Genomic DNA, 12680 nt, shown 5'->3' on the forward strand with positions numbered 1-12680 from the left:
TAAATCCTCCTACTGAGCCTGAATGCGTAATTCAGCACTTGAACGACTGATGTGACCAAGCAAGTTTTTCACATCACTGGTTTTTGGCTTAATAAGCTTGAAGCGTTTCAGCGTTGCGGCGAAGTCAGTAAGCAACGACAACGAGTGCTCGCTTCCTGTTTCTTCGTAATGCTGATTAATTAAGCCACGTAAGTGCTCAGCAAGAATCGCTTTATCTTCAATTGGCATTACATCGACCAGTTCCGCATTTACACGGTTATCAAGGTCGTCGCCATCATCCATAAGATAAGCAAAACCACCAGTCATACCTGCACCGAAGTTAACACCAACCGGACCAAGTACAGCCACGATACCGCCTGTCATATATTCACAGCCGTTATCGCCAATGCCTTCAACTACCGCAATAGCACCAGAGTTACGTACGCCAAAGCGCTCGCCAGCACGGCCAGCAGCAAACAGCTTACCGCCTGTTGCACCGTAAAGGCAGGTGTTACCCATAATGGCGCTGTCGTGGGCGTCGTAAGAGATATTGCGTGGTGGGTGAATAACAAGCTTACCGCCGGTCATCCCTTTACCTACATAATCGTTGGCATCACCTTCAAGGTGCATATGCAGGCCGCCAGCGTTCCACACACCGAAGCTCTGACCCGCTGTACCGGTAAGTTCAACTTTGATAGGTGTATCTTCAAAGTCGTGGTTACCGTGGTGTTTAGCGATTTCACCTGATAGCAATGCGCCGACAGAGCGATCCGTATTGCGGATTGGGTATTTAAGGGTAATAGATTTACCGTCAACAACCGCTTGCTGGCCGTCTTTAAGCATCTGCGCGTTCAATTCACCTTTATCGATAGGTGCGTTGGTCGTTTGTGAGCAGAATAAGCGCGTATGGTCGCCTGCTTTAGGCTGCGCTAGCAACGGAGACAAATCTAAACGGTTTTGCTTAGCGGTAATGCCATCTAAAACTTTAAGTAGCTCTGTGCGACCAACAAGGTCGTCGAACTTAGCAATACCCATAGACGCCATGATTTCACGCACTTCTTGCGCAATAAACTTGAAGTAGTTCATTACCATATCAGGTAAGCCAATGAAGTGGTCGTCACGCAGTTTTTGATCCTGCGTTGCAACACCGGTCGCACAGTTGTTCAAGTGGCAAATACGTAGATATTTACAGCCTAAAGCCACCATTGGACCTGTACCAAAACCAAAGCTCTCAGCGCCTAAAATACCGGCTTTTACTACGTCTAAGCCTGTTTTCAAACCACCGTCGGTTTGAACGCGTACTTTGTGACGTAAGCCGTTTTCAATAAGCGCTTGCTGAGTTTCAGATAAACCAAGCTCGAATGGACTACCCGCATACTTAACTGATGTTAGCGGACTTGCACCTGTACCGCCGTCGTAACCTGAAACGGTGATAAGGTCGGCATAGGCTTTCGCTACACCCGTTGCAATGGTGCCAACACCCGGCTCAGATACTAGCTTAACGGATATAAGTGCCGTTGGATTAACCTGTTTCAAATCGAAAATTAGCTGTGCCAAATCTTCAATTGAGTAAATATCGTGGTGTGGAGGTGGTGAAATAAGGGTTACACCCGGCACAGAGAAACGTAGCTGTGCGATGTATTTATTTACCTTATCGCCGGGAAGCTGACCGCCTTCACCCGGTTTTGCACCCTGCGCCACTTTAATTTGAATAACGTTTGCGTTAACCAAATAGTGAGGCGTTACACCAAAGCGACCTGAAGCCACCTGCTTAATTTTAGAGTTCTTTTCAGTTCCAAAGCGAGAAGGGTGTTCGCCACCTTCCCCAGAGTTAGACTGACCGCCCAGGCGGTTCATGGCAATCGCTAGTGCTTCGTGCGCTTCAGGGCTTAGTGCACCAATTGACATTGCCGCAGTATCAAAGCGTGGGAATAAGTTTTCCGGTGCTTCTACTTCGCTAATATCAATAGGGTCGCAATCAGGGTTTATTGCTAGCAAGTCGCGAATGTGCGCAGGCGCACGCTCGTTAACAAGCTTCGCATATTGCTGGTAGTCGTCGTAGTTACCAGACACCACAGCCTTTTGAAGCGTACTGACTACGTCTGGGTTATAGGCGTGATATTCGCCACCGTGCACGTATTTAAGCAAGCCGCCGTGATCGACAGATTTACGCTTAAGCCAAGCAATACGGTTTAGGTTGATAAGATCTTGCTGGAAATCATCGAAGCCCGCACCTTGAATGCGTGAGGTCACACCTTTAAAGCATAACTTCATCACTTCGTTGTTAATACCCACTGCTTCAAACAGTTTAGAGCTACGGTAGCTAGCAACAGTGCTAATACCCATTTTCGACATTATCTTGTACAAGCCTTTGTTGATACCCTTACGGTAGTTCAACGTGGCCTGCATAGGAGAAATATCCAGCTCGCCTTTTTCACAAAGCTGCTCAATAGTTTCATATGCTAGGAATGGGTAAACCGCAGTGGCACCTAAGCCAATCAACACCGCGAAATGGTGTGGATCGCGGGCACTTGCTGTCTCAACAACAACGTTAGCATCGCAGCGCAATGACTTTTCAACTAAGCGACGTTGTACCGCACCAACTGCCATTGCAGCAGGGATAACCAAGCGATTTTGTTTAATGTTTCTGTCAGACAGAATAACGAATGCAGCACGCTTGTTTTTAACCAGCATTTCTACTTCGTTACAAACGCGCTCGATGGCTTTCTTCAAACCTTCTTGCGGCGCATACTGAAGCTCCACGACTTCTGAGTAGTAGTTGTCTGGGTTAAATTCGCGCAGTTGCTTAAGGTCGGTATACATTAGCACTGGCGAGTCAAACAATACGCGGTCAGCGTAACCTGAGGTTTCGCTAAATACGTTTTGCTCGCGGCCAATACAGGTTGCCAACGACATAACGTGGTTTTCACGTAGCGGGTCGATAGGCGGGTTAGTTACCTGTGCAAATTGCTGACGGAAATAGTCGTATACCGTACGTTGACGCGAGGACATAACCGCCATTGGCGTGTCATCACCCATTGAACCAACGGCTTCTTGACCGTCTTTCGCGAGTACTTTTACAACTTGTTGAATTTCTTCATAGCTGTAGGCGTGTAGCTTGTGGTACACCGCCATGGCATCGTCGTCAAACACGCGTTTACCAATTAATGACGCGTCAAGCTTTTCAATTGGCGTTAATCGACGAATATGCTTGTCTAGCCACTCTTTATAAGGATGGCGTGCTTTTAAGTCTTCATCAATTTCAGTAGAGCGCCAGATTTTGCCTGTGTATGTGTCTACAGCAAGCATTTCACCTGGGCCTACACGGCCTTTTTCAATTACGTCAGCTTGCTCGTAATCCCAGATACCTACTTCTGAGGCTAGGGTAATGAAACCGTTCTTAGTAATAACGTAACGAGCAGGACGTAGACCATTTCTATCAAGGTTACAGGCAACGTGGCGACCGTTAGTTAAAACGATACCCGCTGGGCCGTCCCATGGTTCCATGTGCATAGAGTTGAACTCGTAAAATGCACGAAGATCATCGTCCATGGTCTTGTTGTTTTGATAGGCGGGTGGAACAAGTAACCGCATAGCACGGAATAAATCCATACCGCCGGCTAAGAATAGCTCCAGCATGTTATCCAGCGAGGATGAGTCTGATCCTTCAGTATTAACGAAAGGGGCTGCATCTTTAAGATCTGGAATAAGTGGCGTTGCGAATTTAGCAGCACGTGCCATGGCCCAGTCGCGGTTTCCTTTAATGGTGTTAATCTCACCGTTGTGCGCAAGGAAGCGGAAAGGCTGAGCAAGCGGCCAGCGTGGTAGTGTATTTGTTGAAAAGCGTTGGTGGAAAACGCAAATTGCGCTTTGCATACGCTCATCGGCAAGATCGTGATAAAAGGCAGGTAAGTCTTTTGGCATTACCAAGCCTTTGTAGATCGTTACCAAGCCCGACAAACAAGCTACGTAAAAATCGGGATCTTTCTCAAGACGTTTTTCAGCGCGGCGGCGGATCATATACAAACGACGCTCAAGGTCGCGTTTTCTCCAACCTGCTGGCGCGTTCACAAATACCTGTTCAATTTGTGGAACACCCGTTAGCGCTAATTCACCCAGTACTGAGTGGTCGACAGGCACTTCGCGCCAACCCACTACTGAAAGTGTTTCTTTTTCTAGTTCTTCATTAAGTACTTCACGCGCGGCTTGCGCAAGTACCGGGTCCTGACTTAAGAAAATCATGCCCACGCCGTATTTTTTGCTGAGTTTCCAGCCATTTTCTTCGGCGATTGCATGGAAGAACGCATCCGGTTTCTGTAGTAATAAACCACAGCCGTCACCGGTTTTCCCGTCGGCGGCGATACCGCCACGATGCTGCATACGGTCAAGACCGTGTATTGCAGTAGTTACCAATTCATGACTGGCTTCCCCATGAGTGTGAGCGATTAAGCCAAACCCACAGTTGTCCCGGGAATCATTGGGATTATATAAACTCATCTCTTAACTCCTTCAACCTTTTGACTGGGCAAGGTATGCGTTGCGTGTAGATGCGCCTAGGTTTGCGTATCACAACATTATTAGACGTCTTTTATGCCTGCGAGCGGTATTGCTCGCGGCGTGCGCCTTTCTTGTCGTTATTTTATTATTAGAGGATTCCAGTCGTTTCCGCATTTTTATGCATTATTGCGATGCGGGCCGTACAAAATACCCACATTAAAAACTAAAATCAAACGCTAAAAGTATAAGCTTTATAGTGAATTAGTATAAATATAATTAAATATATATTAATCAGTTGCTTACGTGTCGTCATTTATGTTTGTAACAAAAATGTTATCAGTATTGCAAAGTGAATAACTCACCCCTTATAAATGATATTACTTCTCATTTGCGTTTTGTTGATGAATAAATATGCTTTGAAATTGATGTTTTATGTTGTCAATAGCGGTTTGCGGTGTATTTTTATTAATTTGTAAAGCTATGGTTCCACTAATATAAGTAGTTTGCTATATTGGTTGAAAATTAACCACAGGTAAGGCTCGTGGTGCGCTGAAGGATGTTGATAGAGAGCCCTGTGTGTGAATTGAGTGTACGCTTATGTGGAAGGCGAAGAATAAAAATTCACTGTGGTGGCGTGCTGTTAAGACAATAAGGATTATTGTATGAATACACTACATGCTTCACCACTGCCTTTATTTAGTATAGATGATCATATTCTAACTGGCGACAATATCACCTTCAGGCTTTCTCCTAACACATCTGGGCGTTTTCAATCTGGATCTCCCGATACTATTGTTATTCATTTTACCGCCGGTAGTAGCCTTTCATCTTCGGTGAATGTCTTGACCAATGCCGATAGCGGTGTGTCAGCTCACTTTGCCGTTGGACGCAATGGTGACATTGTTCAAATGCTTCCGACTAATAAAATAGCGTGGCACGCAGGAGAAAGTTATTACGAGGGGCGTAGTGGCTTGAATCAGTACTCTATCGGCATTGAATTAGACAATGCCGGCCAGCTTAAGGCTAGAGGAGACGGCACCTTTGAAAGTTGGTTTGGCGAAATTTTTGGCGAGAATGAAGTATTAGCTGCCCAGCACATTAACCAACAGTCTATGGGCTATTGGCACAAGTACACCGACGTACAAATTGTTAGGACGCTATCGCTGTGTAAAGCGTTGTGTAGCCACTACAACATCTCTACTATCGTCGGGCATGAAGAAATAGCGCCGTCACGAAAGGTCGATCCTGGCCCCGCTTTTCCCCTTCAAAGACTCAAAGCCGCTGTTTTGCAAAGTGATAGTGAAAGGTGGGCAACTGAGTCAAGTGATTCGAATTCACAGCGAGAGGCGCATGATCAAATTCAGCGGGATCTCGCTAGCCCTGTAAAGCGGGTGGCCAATGTAAGTGCCAATTCGCTGAATGTGAGAAAAGGGCCAGATGTTTCGTACCCAACTGTCGAGAACGGTTTGAATAAGGGCGAAGTGCTAAAAATACTGGAAAAGCGAGGGGAGTGGGCGAAAGTGTCTTACACGAAGGTGGGATGGGTGAATACCAAATACATTAATGAAATTACTGAAAAGTCGCCTTTCAAATCCTAATTCTGAGCAGGGCCACAGAGTTATGCTTTGACAAACCGCATTCCCGAAAAGAGGAAAGCCTGATAGGATAACCGCAAAATAAGCTTAAATTAGACGTACATGCATTCAGATTCACCAAACGATTCTTGGGCAATTCGCTTTGCCCAATTTGTTCAGCGTTTTGGCACTCTAAAGCTCAGCATATTGTTTGTTGTTCTTTCGCTTGTGTTTACGCTAGGGGGCTCATACGTAATTCGCGTGAGCATGGGAAGCCAGGTTCAGCCCGATGACTTCATCAGTGCTGTAGTACTGACCATGTTATCTGCGCCTTGGGTACTTTATTTCTTTAGTGAGTTAATCAAGCAATTAGAAAACTCACGTACCAACTTAAAGGAAGTGGTAAGCCAGTTGGAAAGTTTGCGTGAAGAAGATGTCTTTCTTAACCGCGAACTTCAAAGCAACATCAGACAGCTTAATCACGAGATAGAGCAGCGCAAGCAAGCACAAGAAGAGCGTGAGGCGCTGTTTAAAGACTTAGAAAAAGAAATTCAGGATAAATCAGAACAAGAAGCACAAGCACGCCGCTTATCAACCTTGTTACGTTCAATCATCGATGCCTCACCAGACTTAATATATTACCGAAATGAAGAAGGCAGGTTTGCTGGTTGTAACCGTATAGCGGAGCTTATGACGGGCAAAACCGAGCAAGAGCTGCTTGGCTTAACGCCAAAAGACGTATATGAGGAAGAGCTTGCCCGCCAAATTGTAGCGAGTGATCACGAAGTTCTAGAAACCAACGCCAGTATCACAGAAGAGCTGTGGCTTCGCTTTGCTGATGGACGTCGTCGTTACTTCGAAATGAAGCGTGTACCTTTCTTCGATAAAGACGGTAATCGCCTTGGCTTGTTGTCGTTCGGTCGAGACATGACTGAGCGTAAGCAAGCTGAAAATGCTGCTGCAAAAGCAAGTACCGACAAAACTCGCTTTATCGCAACCATAAGTCATGAGCTACGCACACCGCTAAACGGTATTGTGGGCTTAAGCCGTATGCTGCGTGATACGGAGTTGAGTGAAGAACAATTTAACTGGGTAAGTACGATATACGCCAGCGCTATAACATTAGGTAATATTTTTAACGATATTATCGACCTTGATAAGTTAGACAGAGATAAGCTTGAGCTGAGTCTAAAAACCATATCGTTGAAAGACTTTACCGAAGAACTTAGCAGCATTATTCGTTTACTTGCAGCCGACAAACAGCTAGAGCTTAAAACGACAATTAACGAGCCGCTTCCCCGTCTTGTTGAAATAGATGGTACGCGCCTTCGTCAGATATTATGGAACATCCTGTTTAACGCAGTGAAGTTCACACAAAAAGGTCACGTAAGTCTAACGGTTTCATCGACGAAACCTGATGGTGATAAGGCGTATGTAACATTTGTGATTGAAGACACGGGCGTAGGTATTCCTGAAAGCGAAATTGATAAGATTTTTGCCATGTACTATCAGGTTGATCACCCTGACCACCAATCGGCCACAGGTACCGGTATTGGATTGGCAATTTGTAAGCAAATGGTCGACTTGATGAAAGGTGAAATTCACGTTTCAAGTAAAGTGGGTAAAGGCACCCGTTTTGAAATTGTGTTGCCAGTTCAAATTTCTAATAGCCCGATGAAAGTCGCGCAGCTTCAAGTGACAGGGCTCAATATCTTGTTAGTAGAAGATATTGAATTGAACGTCATGGTCGCTAAAGCCTTGCTCGAGAAGCTTGGCCAGAAAGTCGATGTAGCAATGACCGGTCAAGAAGCCATAGACAAAGTCAGGGAAAACCAATACGACCTTATCTTGCTTGATATTCAATTGCCTGACATGACCGGATTCGATGTGGCAAGTACGATTATTGAAGAAGATCTGGTTATGCAAACGCCCATCGTGGCGCTAACGGCAAACGTCATTAAAAAGCGTGATGAATACTTAGAAAACGGTATGGATGACGTTATTGCTAAGCCGATTAAAAAATCTCGCGTTATCGAGGTGTTTAACGAGCTGTTCCATGCACCACCTGCACCGCTTGAAATTGATGGCGAAGTAGAGCGCCCTGAACCTAACAAAACATTAAGTAACATTTTAGATATGGACTTGTTACAGATGTTAGTTGATACCATAGGGGATGAAATGGTGCGCGCTAGCGTTAAAGTATTCCAAGAAAAAATGCCTGAATACATGGAAATACTGCAGCTAAGCTTAAGTGCGGACGAAAAGTCAGAAGTGTGCTCACAGGCTCACAAAATTAAAGGCGCCGCTGGCTCTGTTGGTTTGGCTCGTGTACAGCGTATTGCTAATCAAATTCAGCAAGGCGACCACCCTACATGGTGGGAGAACGTGCATGATTGGGTGGAAGAGTTACAAATGGCGGTTCAGCACGACATGAAGGCACTACACGATTGGCTGAATGAACAGCAGGTTGATGACTAGTTAGCATAACGCGCTCTTTAATAGGAAACGTAAAAAAGAGGGCTTGCCCTCTTTTTTGTTATAAAAACTGCGCTAGAGAAAGCGTTCAGAGCAGCGTTGCTAAGTAGCAAAGTAGCTAAGTAGTTAAGTAGTTAAGTAGCTAAGCCTCTCCTTAAAAAAAGGCGGCAGGCTGATCTTATTTATACAGTGGTAAAAGGAATTAATGCGATGACAATTAGCGCACAACAAGAAACCGTGTTTTCGAATAATCAGCTCAGTGTTGAGGAAATTCCCTCACTTCAAACGCTCGCATTACTTCCTATATCCAAAAAGTACCGGACACTAAATATCCTCTCCATTGGATTGATAGCCTTAGTGCTAATCGGTATTGCTTCTGCGTTACGATTCCAAAGCTTTTGGTCATTGCCAGAAGGACTGCTGCAAGCCTACCCGTATGTTGTTGCTGGTATCGTCGCTGTAGGCTCTCTATGGGCGCTGTACCACTTTTTTGCTGATGTACGCGTATTTTATGCGATTCGAGAGCAAGACATCAGTAAGCAGTCAGGGCTAATTTTTAGAAAACTTTCGTGCCAACCTATTTTGCGTGTTCAGCATGTAGAGGTTAATCGCGGTCCATTGGACAGGTGGGCGGGTCTTGCCTCACTTCAGGTGTTTTCGGCTGGTGGTGAAATGCACACGTTTGAGATACCTGGGTTAAGCATTGAAAGGGCAGAGCAGTTGCGTGAGTTCATTCTTGCTCATAAAGATATAGGTGCACGCTAATGACGGTATCAGAAACGCCCTCACACCAAGCGCCTACACTTAATCAGTCAAAAGAGCTGAAAGAAGATACTGCGCTCAAGTCCCATGGGCAAGATGCTAATATGGAAGAACCGAAACTTAAAGTAGAAACGGGTGATGAGTGGCAGCGCCTCTCTCTAATTTCTATTTTGTACTTTACTATTCGCAATTTTACCAACTCGGCTCAAGTGCTTATTTATACCATTCCCGCCTTAGCCATATCGTTCAATATTTGGGATAACCTGCTGTCGCCTGAAGTACTAATCGGTGCTGGAATCCTCTTTCTATCTACCAGTGTCAGCGGCGTAATAAGCTTTTTAATGTACAAGTTTCGCGTGCACAACCAGCACGTTGAGATTCATCATGGCGTGTTTCAACGCCGCTATACCAACTTGCCCTTGTGGCGTATTCAAAACGTTAAGATAGAACGCCCTTTTTATTACCGACCTTTTGGGTACGCGCTAGTGGTGCTTGATACCGCAGGAAGTGGGAAAGAAGAAGCTAAAATTGTAGCGGTTCCTGAAGATTATGCTGAAGCGCTAAAAAAGCAGGTGTTGTATGAAAAAGCTCTGCACGATGAAGGTGACCTAGATTGTTTGCCAAATGAAGATTTATCCGACGAGCAGAGTTCATCTTTTTCCACGCCACGAACGCGCGCTAAAGCGGTAGATTCTTCCCATTCAAATGAAGAAGTATTAAATCGACGGTCCGTGAAAGACATTATTATTCACGGTATCACCAACAATCGCGTGTGGATCATACTGGGTGCTGCGGCACCTTTTTATGACGATGTGTTCGGTCTGGTTTCAGAGTGGTTAGCCGATAAAGGCTTGCAGCTTAATCAGCTGGTTGGGGAACAAACGGTTGCGTGGTGGCAATTTGGATTGTATGCCTTTGTCATTCTCATGATGCTTATGGCGTTAGTGGCACTGCTGAGTGTTGGTGGCGCGCTTTTCACTTTTTACGGCTACACACTTTCACGAACAGGTGATCGTTATATCCGTCGCAGCGGCTTACTTAATAAACTGGAAGTCAGCATGCGAGCTTCACGCATCCAAATGATTACGGCGAAGCAAGACTGGCTGGATAAAATACTAAAGCGGGTGAATTTGTATTTTGAGCAGAACTCAACGGCTGGGCAGCAAATGCAAGAACTGATTTCGCCAAATAAGCTTATTGTGCCATCGGTAACCGAAGATGAAGCCTTCGCGCTTAGTCAAGAAGTGATGCCAGGATGTGACCTGCGAGGTCAAGATTATCAAACCATTAGTAAGCGATTTATTACTTTTTGGTTGCTTGCGGGTTGGACATTGCCATTGGCGATCTTTTTCACCATAGGCGCCGCGTCGTCCCACCTAGACATTATGCTTGGTGCACTCGTTGTCTATGGTGCGGTAGCGCTTTTGCTTACGCTTAGGTGGTGGCGATGGGGAATAGCCTATGACAATAAGTACGTTTACATAAGGCGAGGTAGAGTAGGTGTCGATTATCAGTGCTTTGAGCCCTATAAAGCGCAGCAAGTTATCGTTAAGCAAAGCGTGTTTATGAAGCGAAGAAAACAGGCCACCGTTAAGTTTGTACTGGCTTCGGGGGCGGTGACTGTGCCGTTTCTACCAGAAGACTACGTCAATAAACTAGCAGATAGTGTGCTATTCGAGGTGGAGTCAACCAGAAGATCTTGGATGTAACGTACACTGTTTCTTTGAGCGCTGCTTTTTTATACGTTTTTTATGCAAATAGACCGAGTTTATGTAATGGTAGGTATTTAGTTGCTTAACCTTGCGTCTATATGGATATTCTTGATTACAGTGTCATCGCGATTTACCTCATCACTTTACTCGTCATCGGCTTTAGCTTGCGTGGACAGCAGTCAAAGAAAGATTATTTTCTAGCTGGAAGAAGCTTAAGTTGGAAACCGCTGTTACTTTCAGTGATGGCGACGCAACTCTCGGCGGTCAGTTTCATTTCCGCTCCTGCATTTGTCGGCTTCCGTGAGGGGGGAGGGCTGATTTGGCTCTCTTATGAACTGGCAGTTCCGTTAGCCATGCTTTTACTCATTACCACCGTGTTGCCTACGTTATATCGAAGCGGTGTGGTGAGTATTTATGACTATCTTGAGCGACGTTTCTCTACCTCTACCCGTATTTGTATCAGTGTTGTATTTCAATTTAGCAGAGCCTTCGCTACCGGCATAATGGTTTACGCGCTATCCATTATATTGCAAGGAACCATGCAGGTTTCATCCACGCATGCAATATTACTCATTGGTGTGATTACCGTTTTGTACTCCTTACAAGGAGGCATGAAAGCAGTTGTATATGGTGACGCGGTACAAATGGTTGTCATCGTTTTGGGCACAGCTATCTGCATTGCTTTTGGTCTTAACGCATTAGGCGGTTGGGAGCACTTTCTACAGTTACTTCCAAGCGAGCGGGTCTCTACCCTTAATTTTTCATCTCTGGGTTTAAATGGTGACGGCTTCGGCTTTTTTCCTATGGTGCTAGGTGGCGTGATCCTCTACGCCTCATACTACGGTTGTGATCAATCAGAAGCACAGAGGGCATTGTCAGCGAAATCGGAAAGCGATCTTAAAAAGATGATGTTAGCCAATGGCATTTTCAGGTTCCCTATAACACTTCTATATTGTTTAGCAGGCTTGGTGGTTGGCACACTAGCGTTTAACGACGCCAACTTGCTATCGCAAATTCCTAAAGATAATCCGGACTGGCTTATGCCGGTCTTTATTCTTAATTATTTACCTCATGGGCTTATCGGCTTGCTTGTGGTAGCTATTCTTGCTGCAGCCATGTCATCACTGAGCTCAGCAATAAACTCTCTTGCCGCTGTTTCGCTTGAAGATTATTTCAAACTCACTCGGAAACGCGCAAAACCTGAAGGCTACCTGAGTCATGCTAAGTTTGCGGGCTTGCTTTGGGGAGGGATTATATTGCTGCTTTCGCTCAATGCTGGCGATATAGCGCCTACCGTAATAGAAGCGGTGAACAAAGTGGGCTCTGTTTTTTTTGGTCCTGTCTTGGCTGTGTTTCTACTTGGCATGCTAACGAAGAAGATAAATGCCACACAGGTCAATACCGGCCTGATGTGTGGCGTGCTGACTAATTTGTCGTTCGCATTTTTTGTCGAGGACGTGTTTTGGTTTTGGTGGAATGTAACGGGGTTCGCGAGCACAGTGATACCCGCTATTATCTTGTCTGTTTTGTCAGCTAATGATGAAAACGATACAGCGACGATCACCACCTCTGGTCAACGACGCTTACTGATTGATAAGCCGATTGCCACCCTATTGCTTGGCTATTTTTGCTTATTGGTCGTTGTTTGCTACTTAATGCCGCGTTGGCTGCAGTAGACTCA

At 45.4% G+C, this 12680-nt stretch carries 6 protein-coding genes; 5 read left to right on the plus strand and 1 reads right to left on the minus strand.

The features are described from left to right. Positions 1 to 9 precede the first annotated feature (9 nt). Complete coding sequence (gene gltB / locus WA381_RS00665) at positions 10 to 4476, minus strand: glutamate synthase large subunit (RefSeq protein ID WP_014950543.1); 4467 nt, start codon at positions 4474 to 4476, stop codon at positions 10 to 12. Positions 4477 to 5138: 662 nt separating this feature from the next. Here gltB and WA381_RS00670 point away from each other — a divergent pair. The 5 genes from WA381_RS00670 (at position 5139) to WA381_RS00690 (ending at position 12675) form a co-directional block, all read left to right on the plus strand. After that, a complete protein-coding gene (locus tag WA381_RS00670; RefSeq protein ID WP_156086855.1) occupies positions 5139 to 6074 on the plus strand; it encodes an N-acetylmuramoyl-L-alanine amidase in 936 nt (311 codons plus the stop codon). 99 nt (positions 6075 to 6173) lie between these two features. After that, positions 6174 to 8528, plus strand: coding sequence for an aerobic respiration two-component sensor histidine kinase ArcB (gene arcB / locus WA381_RS00675; RefSeq protein WP_014950541.1), 2355 nt, complete (start codon positions 6174 to 6176; stop codon positions 8526 to 8528). Between the two features lie 207 nt (positions 8529 to 8735). Further along, positions 8736 to 9290, plus strand: coding sequence for a PH domain-containing protein (locus WA381_RS00680; RefSeq protein ID WP_156086854.1), 555 nt, complete (start codon positions 8736 to 8738; stop codon positions 9288 to 9290). Then, a complete protein-coding gene (locus WA381_RS00685) occupies positions 9290 to 10996 on the plus strand; it encodes a PH domain-containing protein (RefSeq protein ID WP_156086853.1) in 1707 nt (568 codons plus the stop codon). The genes WA381_RS00680 and WA381_RS00685 overlap by 1 nt, the downstream gene beginning before the upstream one ends. Before the next feature lie 101 nt (positions 10997 to 11097). After that, the gene (locus tag WA381_RS00690; RefSeq protein ID WP_156086852.1) at positions 11098 to 12675 is read left to right on the plus strand and encodes a sodium:solute symporter family transporter; all 1578 of its coding nucleotides are present in this window, start codon (positions 11098 to 11100) and stop codon (positions 12673 to 12675) included. The last annotated feature ends 5 nt before the right edge of the window (positions 12676 to 12680 follow it).

It is taken from the genome of Alteromonas sp. CH_MED4-4 (assembly GCF_037029575.1).
Classification (GTDB): domain Bacteria; phylum Pseudomonadota; class Gammaproteobacteria; order Enterobacterales; family Alteromonadaceae; genus Alteromonas; species Alteromonas macleodii.

What these genes read in the sequence shown, in the direction of transcription:
- gltB (WP_014950543.1), bottom strand. Translation starts at nt 4,476, where the DNA reads ATGAGTTTATATAATCCCAATGATTCCCGGGACAACTGTGGGTTTGGC.
- WA381_RS00690 (WP_156086852.1), top strand. Translation starts at nt 11,098, where the DNA reads ATGGATATTCTTGATTACAGTGTCATCGCGATTTACCTCATCACTTTA.
- WA381_RS00680 (WP_156086854.1), top strand. Translation starts at nt 8,736, where the DNA reads ATGACAATTAGCGCACAACAAGAAACCGTGTTTTCGAATAATCAGCTC.
- WA381_RS00685 (WP_156086853.1), top strand. Translation starts at nt 9,290, where the DNA reads ATGACGGTATCAGAAACGCCCTCACACCAAGCGCCTACACTTAATCAG.
- arcB (WP_014950541.1), top strand. Translation starts at nt 6,174, where the DNA reads ATGCATTCAGATTCACCAAACGATTCTTGGGCAATTCGCTTTGCCCAA.
- WA381_RS00670 (WP_156086855.1), top strand. Translation starts at nt 5,139, where the DNA reads ATGAATACACTACATGCTTCACCACTGCCTTTATTTAGTATAGATGAT.